Here is a 24,526-nt window from a genome sequence, read left to right as displayed (position 1 = left end):
TCCTTACACCGCTTGAGTTTGTCGTATGTTCTTGTTCACAAGGGGATTGATAATGAAGTAACTGAGCGCGCCGCCGAGAACGGCATTAACGGGCACAATCCCTGGCATAAAGTGACCAGCTGCAATCCCGATTGCGACTGCAATAATGGCCGCCCAGTTGATGGTTTGAAACTCTGCATGGTGAAAATCGCGATAGCGTTTCCGGTTGACCAGAAAATCGGTAATCAGCACACCACCAATCGGTGGAATCGCCAACGAAAGAAAGGTTAACCAACCGACGAAATTATTATACAGCCACAGCGCACATAAAGTACCGATGACCCCATTCACCATCGAGATGTATTTGCTAGGCAACCCGGTGATGTTGGAAAACCCTAAACCGGAGGCGTACAACGCGTTATCGTTGGTTGTCCAGATGTTTAGACCCAACACGATAATTGCTGGAATCAACAATCCTTGCGCCATCATGACCTCTGAAATATCCGACTGACCGGTCACCGATGAACCTGCGGCACCAAAGATAAACATCAAAGAGTTGCCGACGAAAAAGGCGATCATGGTGACCAATACGGCGGCGGATGGCTTTTTGCCAAAGCGAACAAAGTCAGCGGTGAGCGTCCCTGCGCTAATGAACGAGCCCACAACCATGGTCAGTGCGATGTGGAAATCCATCGGTTGAGCCGGTTGTTGCGCTTGTAGTTGGGCAATGCCACCCACACTACTCACGGCATCAAAGACCGAATAGCCCCCTAAAATGGCGATGGCTGGTACGGCCAGTGCTGACAGGATCATCAGCGCTGAAATACCAAAGTAAACGGTAATCGTCATCAGTAGGCCGGAGGCAATGATCAATACGTTGGTGTCAATGCCGGTGGCTTTTTGCACCGGTAGCGTAAACATCGCGACGCCGACACCAAACCAGCCGACTTGCGTGCCTCCCAATAATGCGGAAGGAAACCAAGAACCTTTTAAGCCAAAAGAGAATCGCGCGAGGAGGTGGGTGGAGAGGCCAGTGGAAGCGCCGATGTAACCAAGAAAGGAGGTGTAAATACCGAGGATAAGATTGCCGATGAGTACTGCAAGAAAAAAGTCATTGAATGTCAGTCCGGTGCCAAGCGCCCCGCCGGTCCACATGCTGGCGGAAAAAAAGGTTAACCCCAGCATCACCATCGTTAACGATATCACGCCTTTTCTGGCCGTTTGGGGGACAGGCCCCAATCCGAAATCATGATCTGTCGCCATAGTTTGAATATCCTCCTTATTCATGGGTTGAATTCTATTTCACCAAATTTAGGCAAAACGGCGCATAATAGGTACACAATCCCCGATGAGTCAAATGATTCGTCAACATGATTCACGATTTAAATACCGTTCATTAATTCAAGTAAATAAACGATGGCAAACGATTGCTCTCATTAATGATTATGTCGGTTGCTTTCGATGTCGTCAGTGATATTTGATGGTGGGAATCATATTCACATAGTGAATCGTTTTTTAAATGAACAACAGTTTGGTCGGTCGGGAAGATGACGTTTAAATCGCTGAATAGGTCGTGCTGATACATCAACACGAACCGAAAATCGAAAGGATGATCACTCCCGCGCGATGGCGAGAATGCTCAATGATGGGATGATGATACGAAAACAGGCCGCGTACGATACGGCGTAAGTACAAAAAAAGGGCGAGATGATCTCGCCCTTTTTCCTGTCTTCGACAGTTATTTGCCGCTGACTGCTGAGTCGATGCTCGCTTTGCCTGCGCCTGAAATTGCTAGGGAAACGCTGGCTGCCAGTAGCGCAAGGCCAAATTCGTAGCCGTTGTTTGCCATGAACAGACCGTTACCGATGTGGACGCTCAGAATGGCAACAACCATGGTAAACGCAGTCACCACCGCTGCTGGGCGAGTCAGTAGGCCGATCAGAAGGAACAGACCGCCGAAGAACTCACCGCTACCGGCAAGGAATGCCATCAGGACGCCCGGTTCAATACCGATGGAAGCCATCCATTGACCTGTGCCTTCCAGACCGTAGCCGCCAAACCAACCAAAAAGTTTTTGTGCGCCATGCGCCATGAAAGTGATGCCGATTGGAATACGGAGTGCCAGTGGTGCGTAGCCTGCGTCAGTGCTCATGAGTTTTTTCAATAGTGCGTTCATATAGGGTTCCTCAACGTTCGATATTCTGAAATAAGTGTCGTGCATTGTTTTGTGCCGATGGAGAAAGTGTAGGTGAGTTTGATAAATTAGATAACGCCTGCTGCTCGACATTCTTGTTCAAAAATTTTGAATGAGTTTCTGTGAACTTTATTGCGTCTTTCGGTTCGCGATTGCGCAGGGTGTCCATCGGCGTTCCATCATTGAGTTCCGAAAATGGCTAGTGTTCTGTTGGTGACGTCGTACACTGTGCGTAACCGTTGAAAGGAAGACCGTGATGGACACTGAATTTGCACTCACTTCGCAGGAATGCCAGCGCGCAAGAATGAGCCGCGACCCCCGATTTGATGGTCGTTTTTACGTGGCGGTCAAAACCACGGGGATTTTCTGTCGCCCGATTTGCCCGGCCAATCTTCCGAAAGAAGAGAATGTCGAATACTTCATTAATCAAGCGCAGGCGTTGCAAGCGGGCTATCGCCCGTGCTTGCGTTGCCGCCCCGATAGCGCGCCAAGCTCGTGGGCTTGGAAAGGCGTGGAAACCACTTTTTTGCGCGCCGTGAAGTTGATTGATAACGGTGAGCTGCAAGGCCAACGTTTGAGTGAGCTGGCAGAACGATTGGGCATTAGCGATCGGTATTTGCGCCAGCTATTTCAAACGCATTTAGGCATGTCGCCAAAGCAGTACGCGCAATACCATCAATTAATGTTTGCCAAACAATTGCTACACACCAGTCATATGACGATCACCGACATTGGGTTTGCGTGTGGCTTTAACAGTACGCGACGTTTCAATGATGCATTTCAAAAAGTGCTGCAGCTCACGCCAAGCCAAGTGCGTCGCCAAGCGGCATCGGTGACGGCGCAAAACCGCTTATTGCTGGCCTATCGTGGCCCGTTTGATTGGTCGCACATGTTGGCATTTTATCGCCTGCGGGCGGTGGCTGGCATTGAACAGGTGGACGACACCAGTTATCAACGCCACGTGATGATGAATGGTTGTGCCGGCTGGTTTAAAGCTACGCTGGCGTCGGACTCACAGCTGGAAGTTGAATTTGAATTGGCCGAGCTCACAGCGCTGCGCCATTTGGTGAGCCAACTGCGCCGTGTGTTTGATCTGGATGCCGATATCGTGGGCATTGAAGCGCAGTTAGAACAAGCGGCGCCGGGGCTGGTCACGCATTCTGGCATTCGGATTCCCGGCGTGTGGAATGCATGGGAAGCGGGCGTGCGCGCAATTTTAGGCCAACAAGTATCGATCAAAGCTGCCATCGGTCAATTGAACTTGCTGGTGGCCACCCTCAACGAAGGCGTTGCGCAGCCGTGGTATTTTCCGACACCGCAACAGGTGGCAGCGGCCGATTTAAGCTTTCTGCGCATGCCGCAAAGCCGCAAAGAAACCCTGCATCGCTTTGCGGTGTTTTTGACGCAACACCCCGATGCGCCGCTGGAGGAGTGGCTGGCGCTCAAAGGCGTCGGGCCTTGGACGGTCAACTATGCCCGCTTGCGCGGGGTGTCCGACAGCAACTGTTTTTTACACACCGATTTGGTGGTGAAGAAGGCGCTGGCGACCTTTCCACAGCTCACGCCTGAACGCGTATCGCCTTGGGGCAGTTACGCCACATTCCATTGTTGGGACCAATAACATGAATCAGTTTACCTACTTCGACAGCCCGCTGGGCCAAATGACGTTACAAGCCAACGCGAAGGGCCTGTTGGGCGCGTGGTTTGAAACGGAAACCACTTTGCCAAATGAGTTGGGTCAATATAGTGAAAATTGTCCTATACTTGTCATGGCGATCAATCAGTTAGCCGAATATTTCGCCGGGCAGCGCCACACATTTGATCTGCCGCTGGCCGCGACGGGAACGGCGTTTCAGTGCTCAGTATGGCAAGCGCTGCGCACCATTCCTTACGGTGAAACCTGGAGCTACCTGCAACTTGCCGAAGCGATTGGCAATCCCAAAGCGGTACGGGCGGTGGGGTTGGCCAATGGCAAAAATCCGCTGTCGATCATCGTGCCGTGTCATCGCGTGATCGGTAAAAACGGCAAACTCACCGGGTATGCGGGGGGCGTTGAACGCAAAGCCCGCTTACTGGCACTTGAACGAGAAAGATAATTCAGAATATGTCGATCCAATGTTTGCACGCTCCCCTCCTTTGTCTGGCGGTCGCCGCGACAGTGTCCGGTTGCAGTCAGGAAGATTTGGAGCGTTTGGCTAACAGAGAAACCTTAGCCTTTGAAGGAACGTACGATAATCAGTACGACCAACAGCTGTTGGTATTTAAGGAAGGACGCGTCTCGATTCATCAACAGGGGGATGAGCCGCAGTGGCAGCACACCTTTCAGGTCGAAGATAGCTTATTAAATATTCGTGTGCGTCAAAGCTCGCGCGAGAAACGTGATGATTTGGTGATGCGCATTCATGGCGGGGGAGAGGTGCTCACGTGCAGCGCCTGCGCCCGTCTTCATCTCAGTAATGTGTGGGTGCGCCAAAACGCCGCGCCACAAAATGCGGCCACGGCGTCGCCTTAAGCCACTGTTTACGAGGCAAACAATGCCTGATTCAGGGACAGATGAATGGCGATACTCACCACATACCCCAGTAGGATCACGGGCGTCCATTTCAAATGACCAAAGAAGGTGTATTTGCCATGAGAGGCGCCCATCAACGCCACACCTGCCGCCGAACCAATCGACAACAAGCTGCCACCGACCCCCGCGGTGAGTGTCACCAACAACCAGTTCCCAATCGACATCGATGGTTCCATGGTTAAGACAGCAAACATCACCGGAATATTATCGACAATGGAAGAGAGAATGCCGACCATGATGTTGGCCCACATCGGATCCCACTGCGCGTACATCACTTGCGAAATCAGCCCCAAATAACCGAGTAAACTCAAGCCGCCCACACACATCACCACCCCGTAAAAGAAGAGTAACGTGTCCCATTCTGCATGGGATATGCGGCGAAAAACGTCAAAAGGCACCACGGAGCCGATGCGCCGCAACGCCGCTTCATCATGGTTGGCGATGGCCAGCGCGGTTTTCTTCGCCAGAGAACGGGCCAATGTTTTACGCAGGAAATAGCCAAAAAATTGCAGGTAGGCGAGGCCCATCATCATGCCCATGACCGGTGGGAAGTGGAACAAGGCGTGGAAACTGACCGCCGTGAGAATAGTGAGTACAAACAGCAACACAATGCGCCGCGCGCCGCGTTTGAGCTCGACATGTTCATGCATGACATCCGGTTGTTCGGTGGGCAGAAACAGCGACATCACCAGCGCCGGTACGAGGTAATTGGCGACGGCGGGGAGGAACAAGTCCATAAACTGCATAAACGAGACGTGACCGGCCTGCCAGACCATCAACGTGGTGATGTCGCCAAACGGGCTGAACGCGCCCCCGGCGTTGGCGGCAATCACGATGTTGATACACGCTAAATTCACAAAGCGGCTGTGTTTGCCGCCGACTTTCATCACCACCGCACACATCAACAGCGCGGTGGTCAGGTTATCGGCGATGGGGGAGATGAAAAACGCCAGCAGGCCAGTGATCCAAAACAGCGAGCGAAAATTGAAGCCTTTGCCAATCATCCACGCTTGCAGGGCATCAAACAAGCGCCGTTCTTCCATCGCGCTGATGTAGGTCATCGCGACCAGCAAAAATAGCAGCAGTTCGGCATATTCCAACAGGTTGTATTCCAGCGCCTCGCGGGCGATGTCGGCCATACCGTGTTGTTGGTACACGTAGCCAATCATGGCCCAGATCAGCCCCGCCGCCAGTAGCACGGGTTTGGATTTTCTCAGTTGGAGGTACTCTTCGAGCATCACCAAGGTGTAGGCTAGGCCAAACAGCAGCAACGCGAAGTAGCCGATGACCGATTGCGTGAGGGGTAAGGGCGATTGCGGCGCAGTCGAGGCAAAACAGAACGAGGAAAACAGGGACAAACAAAGGATCAGGCCTAGCCAAACTCGCTTCATAATCTGCGCTCCAACTGACGGAAATTACACAAATTTTAGAACCAATTTCGCCCGTTAGGTGTGAGGTGTATCGAATCTGACGGAATGCCAGATAATAAAAAACCCCGGCAAGCCGGGGTTTGTCAACACGGTCGTGTTAGGCGCGTTTCAGATGTACTTCTTCTTCTTTCGCGCCAGCCATTGGGTCGTTAAAACGGGCTTCATCCAGCGCATTTTCCGACTTGGCCACAATACACGTCACACAACTGTCACCGGTGATGTTGACCGCAGTACGAATCATATCCAGCAGACGGTCAACCCCCATGATGAGCGCGATCCCTTCCAGTGGCAGACCCACTTGGTTCAGTACCATCGCCAGCATCACCAAGCCAACACCCGGAACACCTGCCGTCCCAATGGACGCCAGTGTCGCGGTCAGGATCACCGTCAGGTAGTCCCCCATCGACAGGTCGATGTTAAACGCCTGCGCGATAAACGCAGTCGCCACACCTTGCATGATTGCGGTGCCGTCCATGTTGACGGTCGCGCCCAGCGGGATGGTGAATGACGCCACTTTGTTGTCGACACCAAAACGGTTTTTCGCCGTTTCCATGGTCACTGGAATGGTGGCGTTGGATGAGGCGGTTGAGAACGCAAACATGATCGCATCTTCCATTTTACGGAAGAAGGTGATTGGGCTCAGGCCCGCAAAGCTCTTCAGCATCACGCTATACGTTACCAATCCGTGGATCAGCAGCGTTGCCGCCAGCACCACAAAGTACTCTGCCAGATTCAAAATTGCACTCAGACCCAGGCCGGTGAACAGTTTCGCCATCAGGAAGAATACGCCGTATGGCGCCACATGCATCAGCATGGCAACCAGCTTCATGATCACGTCGTTGAGATCATTGAACACGGCCGCGATGCGCTCGCCCGGTTTCCCGGCTGCGCTGATTGCAATCCCAAACAGTACCGCAAATACAATCACCTGCAGGGTTTTACCTTCTGCCATGGCATTGATTGGGTTGGTCGGGAACATGTCGATCAGCACTTTACCCAGCGAAGGGGCTTCTGCAGATGTAAACCCGGTGGCTGCTGTGAGATCGGCTCCGGCGCCCGGTTGGAAAATGGTGCCCATGGTCAGTGCCAGCGTGATCGCAATCGCGGTGGTGGTGATGTAAAACGCGAGTGTTTTACCGCCCATGCGGCCCAGTGTAGAAAGGTCTTTCAGTGAACTTGTACCGCACACTAGAGATACAAACACCAGTGGGACAACAAGCATTTTCAGGCTGGCAATGAAGATCTTGCCGCCGACTTCGAATAATCCATTAACGATATATGCGTCCACAAATCCGTTGTCCGCAAACAGGGTGCGCAGTGCAAACCCTGTCAAGATACCGGCTACCATGCCTAAAATTACGCGGCTGGTGAGCGACATCGGTTTCTTGGTATTCATCTTGAACACTCCTTATATTTATGCACTTCGACATCATTTCAAAGCGAGCGGCAGGTTAGCAGGCGTCATCCAAAATAAAAAAGTAAATTCACAATACCTATTCATTGGTGTGATCTTGCTCACTATTTGTTGGGTGTTTTTAACTAAAAAATAACAAATTAATAGTGATTTAATTCAGTTGTTCGTGAATTGGTAACATATAGCGTTAGCGATGCAACAATGTTCACGATTCTCATGCATTGATAATTCGAGGGTTTTTCTCCTTTACTTCCCAAAAATTAGGCGCATATTTAGTCGAGTTTCTGCCTTTTTGTGCATAAGATTGCACTTGCGTATTTTCTGGCATTGATGGGGTGAATGGTTTGGATATGCCTTCACGTACATCAGAACGACCGAGCGCGACGTTGATGAGAGGCATACGAGGAAAGGGATACGAGGAAAGGGATACGATGAAAGCGAAATCGTGCATGGAATTTCGGGGGTGGGGGTGAAATATCAGGAGCATACACGATTTCGCCTGATCACAGTTTGGCAATTTGCCGCTAAATGGGTGATGCAATTTTGGCAAAAAATAATACTATTCCATCAATATGAAGTCTTGATGACGTCAGAATTGTAGAGAACGGTGATATTGTCGAACACGACAGCTCTATTGCAGGAAACGATTGTATGACAGGACACGACTGTATTGCAGAGCACGACGGTCGTGGTCGATTGGCGTTGGTGGAAAAATGATGCGTGCCCAGTTTGAAAAAGTGGAATATCGGGATGACAGTTCGTGGCGATTGCTGATTCGCGAACTCGATACCATTCCGTTTGGGTGGCACTTCCATCCCGAGTATGAACTGACGCTGACCCTCAACAGTGCCGGTGAACGCTACATTGGCGACAATATCAGCAAATATGAGCATGGCGATTTAACCTTAGTCGGCCCCAACATTCCCCATACTTGGCAATCGCAATGGCACTTGGATCCCACGCTGCCGCAAAAGGTGTACGTGTTGTGGTTCGACCAAGCGTGGGTGGATAACCTGCTGCGGTCGTTCCCTGAATTTGCCCCGCTCGATGCTTTGTTTCAGCAGGCGCGCCATGGCGTTGCCTTTCCCACGTCGTTCGCTTTGTCGCTGCTGCCGATGTTTGAGCAATTGGACAACGCGTCGCCCGCACGACGCTCCACGCTTTTACTCAGTGTGCTGGCTTCGCTTACAGAATGTGACACGCCACAAACGTTAGGTGTGGAAGGCGGGATGCGCTTGGCGGAAACGCACGGACGCGATCAACGTGTGTTGTCTCAGCTGTTGGAGCGCATTCACGCCCACTACACCGAGCCACTATTTCTGCCTGAATTGGCGCAAGATGTGGCGATGAGCGAAAGCACCTTGATTCGCTTTTTTAAGCGGTTGATGGGGCAAAGTGTCAACCGCTACATCACGCAAGTACGCATTGGTAAAGCGTGCTCGTTATTGATTCGTACCGACTTTCCGGTGTCGCTGGTGGCTGAGCAGGCGGGGTTTACCAATCAGGCCAACTTTAACCGCTTGTTTCTCAAATATAAGCAGATGACGCCGCGTCAGTTTCGTCAGCGGTTCAAACAGCTCAACCTCATCAAACGGGACCGTTAGGCCCCGTTGTCTTTTTTGTCTCGCATTATTTTTTTGGATAGAGCGGACTGCTTTTTGGATAGGACCGACGGTTTTATGAATAGGACTGAAGCCGTTGGTTACGACGCGGCGGGCTGACGTGCGCGCAGCAGGGCCAACGGGGAAAAGCCTGTGACCATCATGGTGCCAAGCAAGACCAGTGCGGTGCCCAGCAGCGTATTGAGTCCGATGGTTTCCCCCAGCACCAAGTAACCCCACAAAATGCCAAATCCCGGAATTAAAAAGGTGACGGATAGTGTGGGCGATGGGCCGATGTCTTTGACCAAACGGAAATAGAGCAGATAAGCTAACCCTGTACACAAGATGCCGAGTGCCACCACGGATAGCATTTCGACCCCGCTCGGCACCGCGCGCATGGGCATCAACGGGAGTAGGGGAAGCACCCACAACGCCGCCGCCCACATGCTGCCGTGTGCGTTGTTAAATGATGAGATCGACGGCGCGTTTTTGGTGTAGTTGGTCGCAATGCCATAGCTAAAGGCAGCCAGCGTGGCGGCGACCATCGGTAAGGCGGTTTCAGCGCCCATGAGCGAACGATCCAACCCGACAATCACCGACACGCCAAGTACGCCAACCAACAAGCCGATGATGGCCTTTGGGCTGAGCGGCGTTTTGTGCCACACATAGCCAATCACTGCGCCCCAAATCGGCGCGGTGGAGTTCAAAATCGATAAAGTCGAGACGTTGAGCACCTGCGCTGCATAAGCAAAGAGCAGAAAGGGGAGCGCGCTGTTAAACAGGCCTAGTATCATAAAGTGGCGCCAGTGTTGGCGAAACGGCAGTGATTTTTTTAAATAGATGCCAATCAGCAGCAGACTCAGCGCGGCAAATCCGACGCGCGCTTCAATTAAATATGCTGGGCCAAAGCTGTGCGCAGCGAGGCGTAAAAAGAGAAATGAGCCACCCCAAATGGCGGCCAATCCAAGCAGTTGTAAAAAGCTGGCGACAGGCATGACGAATCCTTGTTGTGTCTGGAAACGCTACTGTGAAGCAGGGGCCAATGTAGGTCAATGGCTAAAAAGATAACAGTGCCGGAAATGGCTAGTTTGAATCGATGTTGCCTCTCACCGCAGGCCGAAGCCTGCGGTGAGAGGCAAAGACGAACAGAACGCGTTATAGCAACGGCTGGCCTAAGTTCGCCGCTGTCTGTTCGCCCATGGCGATCAGCGTATCCAGAATGTGTTCCCCGTCGACGCGTAGGCCGTTGTGTTCATATTGGTTGGTGATCCACGCTTGGCTGTTGGGGATGTGTCGGAGGGTTTCACGGCTGATGTCCATCTCAACAAACATGTCGTCGGCATAGACCGCGCAGCTCACCGGCACGCTGTTTTGTGCCAGCACCTTGGCATCGTACAGCGCGGGCCAATCGTCTTTTGCGGCCAGTAAATGTGCCGCATCGTTTAACGGCTGCAACTGCGTATATTGATCGAACATCCACGGGAACACCATCTCACCTGTAAACAGGAACGCTTGCCCCGGTTGGTAGTGAAACTCAGGAAACGCATCCCGCATGCGATGAGCCGACCATTGCGACGCAAAGCCCTGGCAGTAGATCGCTTCGTGCAAAATGGCGTAAATCGGATTGGTTTGAAACCCTTGGTCCATCATCATGTGTTGCAAAAATTCGTAGCGCAGCGTTTCTTTGCCCTCGACCTCAATCAAGGCGTTTTCCAGCGTAAAGTAGGTTGGCAAAAACGCATCGCTCATGCCGAAATGAATGCCGATTTGCTGGAACTGCTCGACGGTAAAACGCTGACAGTTTGGTAGGCGAACATCATTTGTCAGTAAGTGATCGGCAATCCGCTGACACATCGCTTGCGCGTGGGGAAATTGGCGAAAGAACGCGGCGTTTTTGTCCAGCGTGCGCTGGAAGGTGGCGCGGTAGACATCGTCGGGATGACGCGACAGCGATGGCACACCGCCGGTGATGTAGCTGCGCAGCAAGCTGTTTGGAAACAGCGATAAATAAGTGAGTGAACAGAAGCCACCAAAGCTTTGCCCGAGGATTGCCCAGCGATCAATTCCCCATTGCTGACGAATGAATTCGGCGTCACGTACGATGTTATCGGCGCGAAAATGACTCAGGTACTCGGCTTGTTGTTGCGGCGTTTGACCCGCCAGTGTGTAGTGGGTGATCACACTGCTTTGGCCGGTACCGCGTTGGTCTAGCAGCAGAACACGAAACTGTTGCAGCGCGCGTTTCATCCAGCCGCTACTGGCGCTGGCTCGTGGTGCCGGAAAGCCGGGTCCGCCTTGAAAATAAACCAACCAAGGCTTGTGCTCATCGTGGCCATCAGCGGCCGTGACGGCGCGGGCAAAGACGGTGAGAGTGTCGCCATTCGGTTGCTGATAATTCAACGGCACAGAGAAGGTGTACGGCGTGTAACGAACGCCCGCTTCAACGAAGCTTTGCTGGGAATGCATCATGACTGACTGATTTCCTTGTGAGTCATTGTGTGAGTGAGGCAGACGATAGCACAAGGCGAAGGAGGGAGATATGACGCTCTGCAATTATTGCCGCAGAGCATCATGGGGGTGTTGCTTAGCCTTCAATCGGCCCGAAACGAGTCGATTCAAAGCTGTTGAGAATGCGGTGGATCAAATAGGTGATCATCAGCGTGACCACGATGGCAAAGAAAATGCTACTGACGCGATACAAAGCGCTGTATACCAAGTCGCCGCCGGGGCTGAGGTACTGACCAAACAATATCCCCAACGTGGTTAAGCCACCAAAACCGGCACCTGAACCGCTCGATTCTTTGACGTGCATGTAGCTGAACAACATCGATCCCAACCACAACAACGGCACCACAAACAGCAGTAAGTCCGACCAATCGTAGAGCAGCAATTGCCCTGCCAATCCAAAGGTCACACCAAGAATGGTGCCCATGCCGCGCTTGCGTGCGTACCCCATCGCGCCGTTCCAATGCATCGGAAACAACAGCAAAATAGTGGTGGCTTGCGCCGACAGCGAATCACTCAAATCGAACACCTGAAACACCACAAACGACAGCGTGGTGATGCTCGCGCCCATCAGGGCTTCATGGCGCATGCGATGCGACTGTTTTGGCGTCGCCGGACGTGGCGGCGGTTGGCGCGGTTCAGTATCAGGAATCAAAAACGTCATCAGATACGCGATCATCACCGAAAGAATGTTGGCGTAAAAGTTACCAAAAATCAGCTCGTTGAGATCCGTGGTCGGATAACTGGCAAAGTGCAGCATGATACTGAGACTGATGACGCTGTTGGCGCCAAACAGAAACAGGCTGCCCTTTGACATACAGGCAAATTTATACAGAAACAGAAAGAAGGCGATGAGCGTCATCATGCCGGGGTGCGAGCCAAAAAGCCCCCCCAGAATCCCCACTTCCAAGCCACACACGACCGCCGCAGCCAGCAGTTGACGCGCGGCGTGGGCGCTCATGACGGGCACCATGCCCAACAGCAGCATCGGTGTCACGGTATAAAACACACCGTAGTTCCACCCCATCAATTTATTGAAGGTGAACCCCAGTGTGGCGCCGGTGGCAATCCGCAGACATTGTCGGAGATCGTTGTCCGACATAGGATGGTCCCATAATTTCATGCCACCCCCTGCTTAGTAGATGTAGTGCAGCGCACTCAGAAAGCGAATCTGAAGTTTCGCCAGCAGTTTAAACACGCTGTTTTCTGGCAGCAGTTGCACGGTAGCACGTGCGCCCGCAGGCAGTTTTTGCAGCTGCTCATCGTGCAACGCTAAATGCAGGCGCATGCGCTGTGCGTCGCGCACCCAACGTGTAGAAGAGGTGGGTGAGGCCAGCAAGCCGTTGGCATCGAACTGACCCGAACTGACCCCTGCATCCACACTGCTCACGCGAGCTTCAAACACTTGGCCCGGTTTGCTGTCAAACGCAATCAGCGCGTCGCTTTCGGTGTTGAGGTGGCGCAAACTTTTCTCACGGAAATCGGCAATCACATCGACTTGGTTATCCACCAGCGCGATCAGCGGGCTGCCTGCCGCCGCATAGGTGCCTGCTTCTAGTTGCAGGTTGGTCACCACGCCATCATTTTCAGCCATCACTTTGGTGTAAGAGAGGTTGAGCGTGGCTTGGTCCAACTGGTTTTGTGCCACGCGAATGCTGACGTTTGAACTGTCGGTATTGCCGCGGCTGACTTGCAGCTCTTTCAAACGGGCACGCGCCGCCGCCAAATTGGCTTTCGCTGCCGTTGCCGCACTTTGCGCATCATCGCGCAGCTGTTGCGAGGTGCCGTTGCGATTAAATAGGGTATTTAAACGGTTGTATTCGCGTGTTTTCTGGTCCGACACAATCACCGCAGCGGTCACGTCTGCTTGCGCAGCCACAATCGATGCATCGAGCTGATCGTTGCTCTGCATGGTGCGTTCTAAATTGAGTTGTGCTTGTTCGACCGCGAGCTGGTAAGGCGCTGGATCGATTTGAAACAGTACGTCACCTTTATGAACCGCTTGGTTGTTGTTGACGTAAATTTCTGAAATCTGTCCGCTAACGCGTGGTGAGACTTTGGTGACCACGCGGGTCGCCATGGCTTGCGGCGTGAGCGGCATCGCAAGGTCGGCCACGAGAAAATAAGCAAAGACGAAGACAAACACGAAGCTGGAATATTTGATCCAGCGTGCGAATTTCTGATCGGGTGTCATGGGGGATTATTTCTCTTCGATTAAAGGTTATCTGACTTATCACTAAGTGATTCGAGGGCGTTGTTGGCAATCTGTTCAAGGACTTGACCCAGCTTGAGCAGCTCTTCATCGTTGATGTGGCTCAGCAATTGGCGACGAACCTGTAGAATACGCGTCTCCATGAGCTTGATCATGGAACGGCCTTGCTCGGTCAAACTGACAATGCGTGCGCGTTTATCGCTACTGCAGCAGTGTCGTGTGATCAGGGATTGCTCTTCGAGTTGGTTGAGCGTGCGCATCAATGAGGCCAATTCGATCTCCAGCGCTTCAGCAAGGTGCTTCTGACTGATGTTGTCGCCGAGGCGTTGTAGCTTCCATAGGGCTGTCCAGCGAGGGTGCGTGAGGCCCAAAGGCGCCAGCTCGCGATCAGCCACCATCTTCCACAAACGCGATACACGGGCGAGTTTTTCGGCCAGCGTTAACTCGTAAAGGCTGTTGATGTCTTGAATCATAATGCGTCCTAAATACTTAGCGTGCTAAGTAATATAGATTAGTTAGCACGCTAAGTAAATGCAATGTGATACAAATCACAGTAAAATTTCTAATTTGATGAGAAAGCCGCTGATAAGCGCACAAAAAAAAGCCACGCAGGACCGCGTGGCTAAGGCTTGGAGTGTGGTTTTCGTTGGCGCGAAGCTCGCTACCATCGGCCGTGGCCGCAACAAGTGTGTGATTTACAGGTTCTCGCCGTAAATATCAAAGCTGAAGTATTTGGCGGCGATTTTGTCGTAAGTGCCGTTGGCACGAATGGTTTCAATCGCTTGGTTGAGTTTCTCCGCCAGCGCTTGATCTTGCTTACGCAGCGCCAGTGCGGTGCCTTCACCAATGTAGGCTTTGTCGGTCACGGCGTCGCCTTTGAATTCGAAGTCTTGGCCATCGGCTTTATCGAGGAAAGCGAGTGAGAGTTGATCGGCGTTGCCAAACGTGGCGTCCAAGCGGCCGTTTTGCAGGTCGATGTACACTTCATCTTGGCCGGTGTAGCGCTTAATGTCGGCCACGGCGCCAAATTTGTCGGTCACGTAGCGGTCATGAATAGTGCCTTGTTGCACGCCAATCACTTTGCCGGTCAGGCCCGCTTTATCCAACGTGAAATCGGCGCTCTTGCGTGTGACGAAACGCGCTGGCGTTTGGTAGTACTTGTGGGTGAACAGCACTTTCTTTTTGCGATCATCGGTGATGCGCATCGACGCCATGATCACGTCGGATTTTCGCGCCAGCAAGCTGGGGATCAAAGCATCCCAGCTTTGTGCAACCCAAGTACAATCCAGTTTGGCTTCTTGACACAACGCATCGGCGATTTCGATGTCAAACCCCACCGGTTCACCGGCGCTGTTTTTGTAGTTGAATGGGGGGTAGGTAAAGTCGGACGCCAGACGAACTTCTTTTGCAGAAACCGCGGTGCAGAACAAAGTGGCGACACACGCCAGGCCAACAGCAAGTTTTTTCATGATCAAATTCCTTTTCTAGACAGCTATGATTGCGACGGGTAACGACGGAGCACATCAACCACTTCTTGCATGCTCGTTCGGCACCCAATGGTGATGCGCACGCAGTCTCTCAGCGCCGGATCATGACTTTGATTACGAGTCACAATACCGTGCTGCAGCAGATACGCAAACAGATCGTCATTGGGGTGCGCACGCAGTAGCACGAAGTTGGTGGACGAGGGGTAAATCTTGTGGATGAAATCCAGCGTTTGCAGTTCGCCGATAAACCATTGACGAGTCTCGATGAGCTGCTGCGTCATGTGGCGAACTTGGTTTAATCCGGCTTCTGATAACGCCTCCAAAACAATCGTGGCGCTGGAATCGGGCATCGGGTACGGCGGGATCAGCTTGGCGACGTACTCCATCACGCTGGCATCGGCGAGGATAAACCCGCAGCGCACGGCGGCAAGACCAAAGGCTTTGGACAGGGTACGAATCACCACCAAATTGGGGTACTTGGCAATCAACGAGGCCACGCTCTGATCGAGTTCAAATTCAATGTAGGCTTCATCGACCACCACCAACGCGTCGTGGCGGGTGCCCTCAAGTACTTCAATGATCGCGTCGGTAGCCAGCGGGTTGCCAGTTGGATTATTGGGTGAGCAAAGGAACACCACATTGGCGTCTTTGGCCGCAGCAATCACCCCGTGCGTATCGAGCGCGAAGTTATCTCCCATCAATGGTACATGCAGCGTTTCAATCGCCAGCGCGTCGGCGCAGAATTCGTACATGGCGTATGTGGGTGAGCAGACGACAATTTTATCTTTGCCCGGCTGACAGAAAGTGCGGATCAGCAAATCAATCGCTTCATCCGCGCCGCGCACCGCCATCACGGGGGTAGTCACTTGGCAATAGCGCTGATAGGCGCTGGCCACATCGTGCGGCAGAAAATCGGGGTAGCGGTTGTAGTTTTGTTCGTGGCGACCGTAGTGAATGGCGCTCTCGAGTTCGTTGGCATTCAGCCACACGCGGCCGGCTCCACCAATGCGGCGTGCCGATTGGTAAGGTATTAATTTTTTTATGGCCTCAGGTGCCAGTGTCGATGCAATGGAAGACATGTGTGACCTCGTTCTGCTGTTATTTAGTCGCAGTAAATGATTTTTTATGCTGATAATTGCACTTGTGTTGCGTTTATTTTCAATTTCATCAGCAATGGATTCATTCAAGCAAAAAGCGTTTGTAAAAAGAATCGAAATAAACACATACTAGCCATGATAAAAAATCATAGCTAAGGGCCGCGATGCATCTTCCTTCCACCAAAACGTTGCAGGCGTTTCTCGCCACCGCAGAACACCTTAATTTCACGCGCGCTGCCGACGCGTTGAACCTGACGCAAGGGGCGATCAGTCGTCAGATTCTGGCGTTAGAAGAGTTGTTGGGGGTGAAGCTGTTTTTTCGTCATGCACGCGGGTTGTCGCTGACGCAGCAAGGCGTCAAGTTTGTGCCGCATGCCGAAGACATTTTGCACCGTTTGCGCTTGGCCATTGATGACGTCTCCAGCACGCCGTCCACCATTAAACTCAATGCACCCAGCTGCGTGACTGCTTGGCTGCTGCCGCGATTGATGGCGTTTCAGGACGCGCATCCAGACATTGATGTCGAACTCACTTCAACCATCAAGCACCACCCAGATCCCAACTTCGATGTGTTCGATGCGGTGATCAGCTACGGGAAAGTGCCCAAGCTGCCGTCGGTGGTGAGTCATCTGCTGTTTGAAGAGCGGTTAACGCCCATTTGTCGACCGGAACTGCTGCAAAGTCACGGCGGTGACTTATCGGTGAAGCAACTGACACAACTGACTTGGCTGCACGCCAATGCCGAACAGAGTGACTGGAAATTGTGGCTGACTCACCATGGCGAGCGCGGATTAACTAGCAAACTCAACCAACATTTTTCCACGCTCGATCAGGCGATGAACGCCGCGCAGCAAGGCTTTGGTATTGCCGTCGGTGATGTGACGTTGGCCGAGCAAGATTTGGCGATGAAGCGCTTGGTCATGCCGTTTGACGACACTGTGCTCTCGGGGCACAGCTACTATTTTCTGTTTCCCAAGCAAAGCGACAATCCGATGTTGGACCGATTGCAGTACTGGTTGGTCGCGGGGTATCAGGCGCAGCGCGTCGACTAAATGCGGATTCGGTGAACGGGTCGCGGGTCGCCAGCCACGCGGCGGCGTTGCGTTTCCAACAAATTGCGCCACAATAGGGCGACTTGTTATTTGAACGGCACGAAAGGAACCTGCATGGCTCGGCCTAAAATTCCTCGACAAATCTGTGGGACGCCCGCGCAAAGCTGCTTTAAACCTAATGGCATTCCGATGTCTCAACTCGACACCATCACCTTGCAGGCGGATGAATTTGAAGCGCTACGGCTGGTGGATTACCAAGGCATGCAGCAGCAGGTGGCTGCGGTGGAAATGGGAGTGTCTCGCCAAACGTTGGCGAATTTAGTCAAAGCTGCGCGGCGCAAAGTGTCGGATTGCTTGCTTCATGGTAAGGCGCTGGTGATGAGTGAGGCCAGCGCAGCGCCCGAGGCGAATGCGTCGTCGCCGGTTGAACAGCGACGACTGAAGGATTAGAAGCTGAACACCAAGTTCAGGTGAATATTGGTTTCGTCGACATCGACGCGGTAGTCGCCCTGCTGAAAATTGTCGTTCATGGTTTTCATCCATTCCAACTGCACTTCAATGGGCGCGCCTAAACTCAGTGACGCACCAAGGCCATAGGCCATATCGGTATCGCTGTCACTGTAATCCAAGACCGTCAGTTTTTGGTTGCCAAAGCCCATCAGCGCATACGCTTCAAACATCGGGTTAAATGGCACGATAAACTTCGTAAATGCGCCGTAGTAATAGTCGATGGATACGCGCTGACCTTGATAATCCCCTTCCGAGGCATTGCCATACGCGCGCAGTTCAAACGCGACGTTTGGTGTGACGCGCAAGCCAAAGATTGCCCCAGCCAAACTGTTGTTATCGACGTTGAACGATTGGCGGTTGCCGCTGCTGTTTTCGACCTCAATATCCACATTCGCAAAGTTAAAGCTCATGCCCACATAAGGGCGGCCATACAGCATCAATGGCGTGCCCATTGGGCCGCCGCGAGGGCCCATTCCGTAGGCTGAGGCGACATTCGGCAGCAGCAATCCGGCGCTGGCGATCAAGGTGATGATGGAAGACTTTCTCATAAGAGGGTTCATGGCTCATGGTTTTGCTCTGTTATAATCCTTGAACCCGCTGATTTCAAATCATTCCTAGCTATTGATCCGCAACTGCAGCCGCGTCACGGTGTCAATGGCGCCACTATCGATCCCAATACGGCACGTCGCCATAATAGTGCGAGAGAAAATCAATAAAGTGGCGCACTTTGGAGGCGAGAAACTCGCGATGGCTATAGAGGGCGTACAACCCAAGGGGTTCGAGCGCGAATGCAGAGAGCACTTCCAAGTCACCGCGCTTGATGGCGGCGCCCGTCAAAAACGTCGGTTGAATGGCGTAGCCGCGCCCCAGAAGCGCCGCATTGACGATCACATCGCCGTTATTGCTGGAAAAATCACTGGCAAAGTCATGAATCGAGACGTGTTTGGGCCAGTCACGAAACCAAGCGCGCGGGTCTGAATAGGTAAACCGTAAATAGTTGAGTTGGCTCAGCGCTTCAAACTGCGTGGGGCGGCCATGCTGTTGCCAGTAGTGCGGCGCGGCGCAGATCGACAAATGAATCGGCGTGATTTTTTTGGCGACTAGCGCGGAGTCTTTGAGGTGCCCAATGCGCAGTGCAATATCGACTCCTTCATCGAGCAAATCCACTTTGCGATCGGTGAGCAGCAATTCCACCTTCACGTCGGGATAGCGATCTTGAAACAGGGCGACCGGTTTGGATAAATGGTGCACCCCAAACGACATCGGCGCGCTGACGCGTAGCGTGCCCGACACTTGACTCTGCAAGTTCGACAACGCATTTTCCATGTCGTCAATGTCTTGCAACACCTGCTGGCAGCGCTCGAAATAGGCTTGACCGGCTTCGGTCAGATTCACGCGCCGTGTGGTGCGATTGAGTAGCCGCACTTTGAGCGCATCTTCAAGTTGTGCGACGTATTTGCTCACCAACTGTGGCGACAAATCCAACCGTTCGGCGGCTTTGACAAAGTTGCCTTCGCTGACCACCGTGGTAAATGCACGCATGGCGCTGATCTTATCCATATTAACAACGCTCCGTTGATAATGACGCAATGATAACGGGTTTTATCATAGTTTAGTGGATAGGTATATTGTCTATATCGCAACGAGCCAGTGAGGGCACTGGCGATTGAAACGATTTTTTGGAGAGATTGCCATGATGAACCCAACACCCCGCATGCCAGCTTTGTTCTTATCCCACGGTTCGCCGATGATGGCGATAGAACATTCAGAAACGACCGAGTTCTTTCAACAACTGGGGGCGAAATTACCCAAACCGAAAGCGATCGTGATCTTTTCCGCGCACTTTGACCGTCGCGGTCCGGTGGTGATCACCTCCGGCCATACGTTGGGCACGATTCACGACTTTTACGGCTTTCCACAGCCGTTGTACGACATTGAATACCCAGCGCAAGGTGCGCCGAACTTGGCGTTAAAAGCGGAAAAAATGCTCAAAGATGCCGGGATACCAGTTCAATTGGACAGCGAGCAAGGGTTAGACCACGGCGCGTGGATTCCGATGCTGTATCTGTATCCGAATATCGATGTGCCGATCATTCAGGTCTCTATCAACAGCGCGATGGATGCGGTGGCGCACTTTGAAATTGGCCGCTGGCTGCGTCCGCTGCGTGAAGAAGGGGTGTTGTTTGTCGGTTCGGGTGGCATTAGCCACAACCTGCGTGAAATTTTCTCGCCCATGCCGGATCCAAACCGCGTCAGCAAAGTGAATCAGTTCACCACGTGGGTGAGTGAGCAACTGGCGCAAGGCAATGTTGATGCGTTGCTGGATTATCTCGACCAAGGGCCGCATGCGCGTTTCAATCACCCAACGCCGGATCATTATCTGCCACTGCCAAGTGTGCTGGGTACCAGCTATGAGGACGAGATTGGCGAAGTATTACATCGCGCCATCGACCTAGAAATCCTCGCCTTGGATGCCTACGGCTTTGGCATGGCCGCCGCGTAATTGCTCGTCGATTCGTGACACCTTGATATAACGCCCGCGACTTAAAATCGTGGGCGTTATTGTTTTTATCTATTAATCAAATAGGAAGAAGCAACCTGCGTGAATGAGTGGTGTGAGGTAGAGTTGCCCCTCAAATGACCGGTATGGCTGAATGCCCTTGGATCTGGTGATGCGTTGGTTTGCGATGACTCGGCTGGCAAAGCTCATGTCCAGTCACAGCAAACAGACGATCAAAGTCAGCATCAGATGAGGCCAGTCTCGGCGGGTTATCCCATGATTCACCTGGTTCCCGAGTGAGCGTTCCCTGTTTCCATGCGCGCTGACTCGGGCTTTTTCGTGTCTGGCTTTAGGCGGCCTGATGCTCGAATTGATCGTGGCGAATGAAGTAATCAATCTGGCGGGCGACGTAGGTGCTGTAGATCATGCTGGTGTGGGTGGCGCGCGTTTCCAGATGATCGGTCATGCCGGTGATTTTGGTTTCATCGACCGTCACTGTGCCATCCGACATCAATTGGTTGCCCATCAACACCCGGCGCATGCCAAAGGCGACCGTGCCAGCAATGCTGCCCAGTTTCTGCTCAAACTGCCATTCGTCCTCGTGTGTTTCTAAGCCAAAATGGGTGGAATTTCCGAGGATTGCCCCCAAGCCCATTTGCTGAATTTTCCCCACGATCGACGCCCCTTTGAGCGGTGAGCCAATGGTCACCACATGCGAGATCTGCGTGACACTCGGACGGCGTGACGCCAAGTAATGTTTAATCATCAGGCCGCCAAGACTATGGCCGACCAATACATTCGGTTGGTCTGGATCCAGCGCTTGGTCGATGGTGCGAAACACTTTCTCATCTTGAATGGCCACGGTGTTGTAACTGAGCACTTCGGTTGTGTAACCCAGTTTATTCAAACGTTGGCCAAGGGGATGCATGACGAAACCATGCATATACAAACCATGGAGGATGATAATTTTCATGAAGCTCCTGAATGATTAGCGTAAGGCTCTGACTGCTAATCTACTCAACTGCGGGCGAAATGAAAAGCTGGCTGCAATGCGCCAAAACAAAAACGCGGCAGAGTGAAATCACAAGCTGCCGCGTTCAAGCACAATTATATTCAAATCCATTGAATGTTAATCCCTGATTTTTCGTGAATTAGTCATTGTCACGGCCAACGAACGTGGTTTTTTCCACCAGGTTGCCTGCTGAATCTTTGGTGGCGAATTTCACGGTTTTCGCGTTGCTTGCGTGGTTTTTGTAAGTCACGGCACCGTTTTGGTCGGTCACGTAGTGCTGGCCTTGAACATCAACCGGATAACTACCCAGTGCTTGACCGTGTTGCGTCACATACGCAGTGGCTTGATTATCACGAGCGGACACGCTCATTTGCAGATCAGATGCCATGGCGCCAGCCGCAAACGTGGTTGAAATTACGGTAGCAGCAAGAATAGAAGCGAGCTTAGTCATGTTAGTTTCCTCATTCGATTTGTGTTTGTATCGCACCTCAGTGCTTGGGATTAATAGTAGATCTAAGTCACACTTCGTTCGATAGGATAGATTGGCTGATCATGTTCAAATAAATCGAACAAATAATGATCAGATCGATGGGTGGTTCTCATGGTATTGATGCGATTGATGGCGACGGGGATCACAAAATCAATTGTAATGAGAATTAAACTCAGTTAGATTCTTGAGCCTTGTCGTTTACACAACATCTATAAGAAATATTAATGAAGGCTAACATTCATCCTCTTGTTCTGGCTGTGCTTGCCGGTTTATCCGCGCAGGCTGTGGCAGCCGATGACGTTTCGCAAACCAACACCATTTCTAGCAATACCGTTCCCACGAATACAGTCGCCACCAATACGGCCGCCTCGAGCACCGCGCCCGCCAGCAAAGACACCGTGACCGTTTACGGCCGCGCACTGTCGCTCTACCGCGCGCAAGAAACGAGCTTAGCCACCAAAACTCCCACGGCGATTGACGATACACCGCAGTCGATTCAGGTGCTGACGCAACAATTGATTGAAGACCAAGGCGCGCGTCAGGTGACTGACTTGTATCGCTCGATCAGTGGCGTGAGCCAGTATTCCTACTCCGGCGTAACGTTTCGCGGTTTTCGCCAAGATCAGATTCTTTATGATGGCGTGCGCGGCGACCCGTTCAACGGTTTCGCCATTCCGCAGCTGTTCAACATTGAGCAGGTCGAAGTGCTGAAAGGCCCGTCTTCGGCGGTGATGGGCAGCGGGGAACCGGGCGGCGTGATCAACTATGTGACCAAAAAGCCGACCTACGACACCAAACGCCGCGTGTCAGTGACGGGCGGCAATCAGGATTTTGTCAGCGGCAGTGTGGAGCTGTCAGGGCCAGTAACCGACGATAAAAGCCAGCGCTATCGCGTTGCGATTTATCAAGACCACGAAAACCCGTCACGCAACAACACCGATGTGCGCAACCGCATCATCGATTTGGGCTACGCGTGGGACATGACCGATGCCACCACGGTGACGGCGCAATTTACCGACATCATTCAGCATTACGGCGGCGCTCGCCTGCGTGGTATTCCCACCGATGATGACGGCAACTTCTTGGCCGATATCGACTGGAACGCCAACGAAGCGTCGGACTATCAAGACTTGGAAGCACAGGTGTACCAGATGCGCGTTGACCACAGTTTCAACGACTGGTTGAGCGGTGATGTGACGCTGCGGTATTACGAAAACACAGAAACGCAGAAGTATCACGAACCCAACGGTTTGGTGGATACCGATGGCGACGGCGTGGTGGATTGGAGTAAGCGCCAATACCGCGATCAGGTGCGTCACAACAAAGCGGGGTCGGTGACGGCAAACTTGGTGGCGGAATTGGGCGATCATACCGTGCTTATCGGCGGTGATTACTACCGTCTCGACGAAGATTATGTTTATTACCGTGCCAATGTGGACGGCATCAGTCTGACTGATCCGGAATATGGCGCGGATACCTCTAGCTACACGCTGACGCTTGCCAAGCAAACCGATTCGCGTTCGCAGCGTTATGGCGCGTATGTGCAGGATCAGTGGGCGGTGACTGAGCGCTGGAACGTACTGTCGGGCCTGCGCATCGACGGTTACAAAGACACAATCAACGACATCAAAGCGGGCAGCGAGAGCGATTATACCGGCTCTGGCATGTCTTACCGCTTGGGGTCTACGTATCGCATCAACGATCAATGGCATCCGTATGCCGTCGTGGCGACAGGTTTTGTGCCGCAGGATGTGTCTGATCAAGCGGAGTCGAACGGTGGCCCGTTTGATCCGGAAGAGAGCCTGATGTACGAAACGGGTGTGCGCACCTACTGGCTGGATAATGCGCTGAACGTCAATGTGGCGCTATACCACATCATCAAAGAGAACATTCTGCAAACGGATCCGGACGATGACACGCGCTCAGTGGCCTACGGCAAAGTGCGCAGCCAAGGCGTTGAAGTCGACATGCTGGCGGATTTGACCGACAACTGGAGCGCCAACCTGAGCTACGCCTACAACGACACGCGCGTGAAAGAAGCATACGACGGCATCAGCGGAACGGTGGGGACTCGATTTGCCAACGCGCCGCATCACCAGTTGGGCGTGTGGACGCGCTATGACATCACCGCCATCGACTCGTCTGTTGGCTTTGGTGCCGATCATGTCAGTGAACAGTACAACCAGAGCGGCCAGACGGTGAAAGCCTTCACCGTGTTTGATGCGTCATGGCAGACCCGCTGGCAACAGTGGCAGTTCCAGCTCAACGTGAAGAACCTGTTTGATAAGAAGTACGCGGTGAGTGGCTTCATCGACCGAACCGGTTCCTTCCCGGGTGAGCAGCGTCGTCTCTACCTCACGGCAAGCTACGATTTTTAAGTGTGACGATCAGGTCCGGCATCCGCTGGGCCTGTTTCGTTTTGAGCCTAGCTCAGTCTGTTGAGTGATGGAATATGAATAATTCTCAATAAA

23 protein-coding genes are annotated in these 24,526 nt (G+C 52.6%); 8 read left to right on the top strand and 15 right to left on the bottom strand.

Annotation, left to right across the window (positions count from 1 at the left end; all coding sequences use genetic code 11):
* Positions 1-3: 3 nt before the first annotated feature.
* A complete protein-coding gene (gene codB, locus ACS18Q_RS21590; protein WP_041943250.1) occupies positions 4-1,242 on the bottom strand; it encodes a cytosine permease in 1,239 nt (412 codons plus the stop codon).
* 475 nt (positions 1,243-1,717) lie between these two features.
* On the bottom strand, positions 1,718-2,155 hold the full coding sequence (locus ACS18Q_RS21585; protein WP_158108227.1) for a DoxX family protein: 438 nt from the start codon (positions 2,153-2,155) through the stop codon (positions 1,718-1,720).
* A gap of 274 nt (positions 2,156-2,429) precedes the next feature.
* Here ACS18Q_RS21585 and ACS18Q_RS21580 point away from each other — a divergent pair, with 274 nt between their 5' ends.
* Genes ACS18Q_RS21580 through ACS18Q_RS21570 form a run of 3 tightly spaced genes read left to right on the top strand, consistent with a single transcriptional unit; the run spans position 2,430 to position 4,685 of the window.
* On the top strand, positions 2,430-3,794 hold the full coding sequence (locus ACS18Q_RS21580) for a DNA-3-methyladenine glycosylase 2 family protein (RefSeq protein ID WP_014257784.1): 1,365 nt from the start codon (positions 2,430-2,432) through the stop codon (positions 3,792-3,794).
* Position 3,795: 1 nt separating this feature from the next.
* Positions 3,796-4,269 carry a methylated-DNA--[protein]-cysteine S-methyltransferase gene (locus ACS18Q_RS21575; protein ID WP_014257783.1) on the top strand — a complete coding sequence of 158 codons (474 nt, stop codon included), beginning with the start codon at positions 3,796-3,798 and terminating at the stop codon, positions 4,267-4,269.
* Between the two features lie 23 nt (positions 4,270-4,292).
* Positions 4,293-4,685, top strand: coding sequence for a hypothetical protein (locus ACS18Q_RS21570; protein ID WP_441257860.1), 393 nt, complete (start codon positions 4,293-4,295; stop codon positions 4,683-4,685).
* An 8-nt stretch (positions 4,686-4,693) separates the two neighbouring features.
* Here ACS18Q_RS21570 and nhaD read toward each other — a convergent pair whose 3' ends face one another.
* Entirely contained in the window at positions 4,694-6,136 is a 1,443-nt protein-coding gene (gene nhaD / locus ACS18Q_RS21565) for a sodium:proton antiporter NhaD (protein ID WP_238773449.1), read from the bottom strand.
* Between the two features lie 136 nt (positions 6,137-6,272).
* Positions 6,273-7,571, bottom strand: coding sequence for a dicarboxylate/amino acid:cation symporter (locus ACS18Q_RS21560; RefSeq protein ID WP_004727504.1), 1,299 nt, complete (start codon positions 7,569-7,571; stop codon positions 6,273-6,275).
* A gap of 731 nt (positions 7,572-8,302) precedes the next feature.
* On the opposite strand from ACS18Q_RS21560, the gene ACS18Q_RS21555 reads away from it, so the two are divergent.
* Entirely contained in the window at positions 8,303-9,193 is an 891-nt protein-coding gene (locus ACS18Q_RS21555) for a helix-turn-helix domain-containing protein (RefSeq protein ID WP_238820670.1), read from the top strand.
* Between the two features lie 98 nt (positions 9,194-9,291).
* Here the strand turns inward: ACS18Q_RS21555 and ACS18Q_RS21550 are convergent, their stop codons facing one another.
* The 7 genes from ACS18Q_RS21550 to hisC form a co-directional block, all read right to left on the bottom strand.
* Positions 9,292-10,185, bottom strand: a complete 894-nt coding sequence (locus tag ACS18Q_RS21550) for a DMT family transporter (RefSeq protein WP_441257859.1) — start codon at positions 10,183-10,185, stop codon at positions 9,292-9,294.
* 160 nt (positions 10,186-10,345) lie between these two features.
* Positions 10,346-11,659, bottom strand: a complete 1,314-nt coding sequence (locus tag ACS18Q_RS21545; RefSeq protein ID WP_441257858.1) for an alpha/beta fold hydrolase — start codon at positions 11,657-11,659, stop codon at positions 10,346-10,348.
* Positions 11,660-11,774: 115 nt separating this feature from the next.
* Positions 11,775-12,818: a DUF2955 domain-containing protein gene (locus ACS18Q_RS21540; protein WP_038151833.1), complete on the bottom strand. Its 1,044-nt coding sequence runs from the start codon at positions 12,816-12,818 to the stop codon at positions 11,775-11,777.
* Positions 12,819-12,830: 12 nt separating this feature from the next.
* On the bottom strand, positions 12,831-13,889 hold the full coding sequence (locus ACS18Q_RS21535) for an HlyD family secretion protein (RefSeq protein ID WP_238773455.1): 1,059 nt from the start codon (positions 13,887-13,889) through the stop codon (positions 12,831-12,833).
* A 20-nt stretch (positions 13,890-13,909) separates the two neighbouring features.
* Positions 13,910-14,380, bottom strand: coding sequence for a transcriptional regulator SlyA (gene slyA, locus ACS18Q_RS21530; RefSeq protein WP_004727511.1), 471 nt, complete (start codon positions 14,378-14,380; stop codon positions 13,910-13,912).
* A gap of 222 nt (positions 14,381-14,602) precedes the next feature.
* Positions 14,603-15,376, bottom strand: coding sequence for an ABC transporter substrate-binding protein (locus tag ACS18Q_RS21525; protein WP_004727512.1), 774 nt, complete (start codon positions 15,374-15,376; stop codon positions 14,603-14,605).
* A gap of 23 nt (positions 15,377-15,399) precedes the next feature.
* Complete coding sequence (hisC, locus tag ACS18Q_RS21520) at positions 15,400-16,473, bottom strand: histidinol-phosphate transaminase (protein WP_441257857.1); 1,074 nt, start codon at positions 16,471-16,473, stop codon at positions 15,400-15,402.
* 182 nt (positions 16,474-16,655) lie between these two features.
* Between hisC and ACS18Q_RS21515 the strand changes: the two genes are divergently transcribed.
* Positions 16,656-17,543, top strand: coding sequence for a LysR substrate-binding domain-containing protein (locus ACS18Q_RS21515; RefSeq protein ID WP_441257856.1), 888 nt, complete (start codon positions 16,656-16,658; stop codon positions 17,541-17,543).
* Positions 17,544-17,657: 114 nt separating this feature from the next.
* On the top strand, positions 17,658-17,993 hold the full coding sequence (locus tag ACS18Q_RS21510) for a DUF134 domain-containing protein (RefSeq protein ID WP_014257773.1): 336 nt from the start codon (positions 17,658-17,660) through the stop codon (positions 17,991-17,993).
* Here ACS18Q_RS21510 and ACS18Q_RS21505 read toward each other — a convergent pair.
* Together ACS18Q_RS21505 and ACS18Q_RS21500 are read right to left on the bottom strand one after the other, a co-directional pair.
* Positions 17,990-18,601 (bottom strand): outer membrane beta-barrel protein, encoded by a 612-nt coding sequence (locus ACS18Q_RS21505; protein WP_014257772.1) that lies wholly within the window; start codon positions 18,599-18,601, stop codon positions 17,990-17,992. The genes ACS18Q_RS21510 and ACS18Q_RS21505 overlap by 4 nt on opposite strands.
* A gap of 115 nt (positions 18,602-18,716) precedes the next feature.
* Positions 18,717-19,613, bottom strand: a complete 897-nt coding sequence (locus tag ACS18Q_RS21500; RefSeq protein WP_432581966.1) for a LysR substrate-binding domain-containing protein — start codon at positions 19,611-19,613, stop codon at positions 18,717-18,719.
* A gap of 133 nt (positions 19,614-19,746) precedes the next feature.
* Here ACS18Q_RS21500 and ACS18Q_RS21495 point away from each other — a divergent pair, with 133 nt between their 5' ends.
* Positions 19,747-20,556, top strand: a complete 810-nt coding sequence (locus ACS18Q_RS21495) for a DODA-type extradiol aromatic ring-opening family dioxygenase (protein ID WP_055465494.1) — start codon at positions 19,747-19,749, stop codon at positions 20,554-20,556.
* Positions 20,557-20,902: 346 nt separating this feature from the next.
* Here ACS18Q_RS21495 and ACS18Q_RS21490 read toward each other — a convergent pair whose 3' ends face one another.
* Positions 20,903-21,526 carry an esterase/lipase family protein gene (locus tag ACS18Q_RS21490; RefSeq protein WP_014257769.1) on the bottom strand — a complete coding sequence of 208 codons (624 nt, stop codon included), beginning with the start codon at positions 21,524-21,526 and terminating at the stop codon, positions 20,903-20,905.
* Positions 21,527-21,704: 178 nt separating this feature from the next.
* Entirely contained in the window at positions 21,705-22,016 is a 312-nt protein-coding gene (locus tag ACS18Q_RS21485; protein ID WP_004727520.1) for a hypothetical protein, read from the bottom strand.
* Positions 22,017-22,279: 263 nt separating this feature from the next.
* On the opposite strand from ACS18Q_RS21485, the gene ACS18Q_RS21480 reads away from it, so the two are divergent.
* Positions 22,280-24,433, top strand: a complete 2,154-nt coding sequence (locus ACS18Q_RS21480; RefSeq protein WP_441257855.1) for a TonB-dependent siderophore receptor — start codon at positions 22,280-22,282, stop codon at positions 24,431-24,433.
* Positions 24,434-24,526: the final 93 nt, after the last annotated feature.

Source organism: Vibrio sp. Vf1514 (assembly GCF_052076135.1).
Taxonomy (GTDB): domain Bacteria; phylum Pseudomonadota; class Gammaproteobacteria; order Enterobacterales; family Vibrionaceae; genus Vibrio; species Vibrio furnissii.
Note: the sequence above shows the minus strand (reverse complement) of the source record. Positions and strands in the feature narration are given on the sequence as shown.

What these genes read in the sequence shown, in the direction of transcription:
- ACS18Q_RS21500 (WP_432581966.1), bottom strand. Translation starts at nt 19,613, where the DNA reads ATGGATAAGATCAGCGCCATGCGTGCATTTACCACGGTGGTCAGCGAA.
- ACS18Q_RS21525 (WP_004727512.1), bottom strand. Translation starts at nt 15,376, where the DNA reads ATGAAAAAACTTGCTGTTGGCCTGGCGTGTGTCGCCACTTTGTTCTGC.
- ACS18Q_RS21535 (WP_238773455.1), bottom strand. Translation starts at nt 13,889, where the DNA reads ATGACACCCGATCAGAAATTCGCACGCTGGATCAAATATTCCAGCTTC.
- ACS18Q_RS21560 (WP_004727504.1), bottom strand. Translation starts at nt 7,571, where the DNA reads ATGAATACCAAGAAACCGATGTCGCTCACCAGCCGCGTAATTTTAGGC.
- codB (WP_041943250.1), bottom strand. Translation starts at nt 1,242, where the DNA reads ATGGCGACAGATCATGATTTCGGATTGGGGCCTGTCCCCCAAACGGCC.
- ACS18Q_RS21505 (WP_014257772.1), bottom strand. Translation starts at nt 18,601, where the DNA reads ATGAGAAAGTCTTCCATCATCACCTTGATCGCCAGCGCCGGATTGCTG.
- ACS18Q_RS21495 (WP_055465494.1), top strand. Translation starts at nt 19,747, where the DNA reads ATGATGAACCCAACACCCCGCATGCCAGCTTTGTTCTTATCCCACGGT.
- ACS18Q_RS21540 (WP_038151833.1), bottom strand. Translation starts at nt 12,818, where the DNA reads ATGAAATTATGGGACCATCCTATGTCGGACAACGATCTCCGACAATGT.
- hisC (WP_441257857.1), bottom strand. Translation starts at nt 16,473, where the DNA reads ATGTCTTCCATTGCATCGACACTGGCACCTGAGGCCATAAAAAAATTA.
- ACS18Q_RS21585 (WP_158108227.1), bottom strand. Translation starts at nt 2,155, where the DNA reads ATGAACGCACTATTGAAAAAACTCATGAGCACTGACGCAGGCTACGCA.
- slyA (WP_004727511.1), bottom strand. Translation starts at nt 14,380, where the DNA reads ATGATTCAAGACATCAACAGCCTTTACGAGTTAACGCTGGCCGAAAAA.
- ACS18Q_RS21515 (WP_441257856.1), top strand. Translation starts at nt 16,656, where the DNA reads ATGCATCTTCCTTCCACCAAAACGTTGCAGGCGTTTCTCGCCACCGCA.
- ACS18Q_RS21575 (WP_014257783.1), top strand. Translation starts at nt 3,796, where the DNA reads ATGAATCAGTTTACCTACTTCGACAGCCCGCTGGGCCAAATGACGTTA.
- ACS18Q_RS21555 (WP_238820670.1), top strand. Translation starts at nt 8,303, where the DNA reads ATGATGCGTGCCCAGTTTGAAAAAGTGGAATATCGGGATGACAGTTCG.
- ACS18Q_RS21490 (WP_014257769.1), bottom strand. Translation starts at nt 21,526, where the DNA reads ATGAAAATTATCATCCTCCATGGTTTGTATATGCATGGTTTCGTCATG.
- ACS18Q_RS21485 (WP_004727520.1), bottom strand. Translation starts at nt 22,016, where the DNA reads ATGACTAAGCTCGCTTCTATTCTTGCTGCTACCGTAATTTCAACCACG.
- ACS18Q_RS21510 (WP_014257773.1), top strand. Translation starts at nt 17,658, where the DNA reads ATGGCTCGGCCTAAAATTCCTCGACAAATCTGTGGGACGCCCGCGCAA.
- ACS18Q_RS21480 (WP_441257855.1), top strand. Translation starts at nt 22,280, where the DNA reads ATGAAGGCTAACATTCATCCTCTTGTTCTGGCTGTGCTTGCCGGTTTA.
- ACS18Q_RS21580 (WP_014257784.1), top strand. Translation starts at nt 2,430, where the DNA reads ATGGACACTGAATTTGCACTCACTTCGCAGGAATGCCAGCGCGCAAGA.
- ACS18Q_RS21545 (WP_441257858.1), bottom strand. Translation starts at nt 11,659, where the DNA reads ATGATGCATTCCCAGCAAAGCTTCGTTGAAGCGGGCGTTCGTTACACG.
- ACS18Q_RS21550 (WP_441257859.1), bottom strand. Translation starts at nt 10,185, where the DNA reads ATGCCTGTCGCCAGCTTTTTACAACTGCTTGGATTGGCCGCCATTTGG.
- nhaD (WP_238773449.1), bottom strand. Translation starts at nt 6,136, where the DNA reads ATGAAGCGAGTTTGGCTAGGCCTGATCCTTTGTTTGTCCCTGTTTTCC.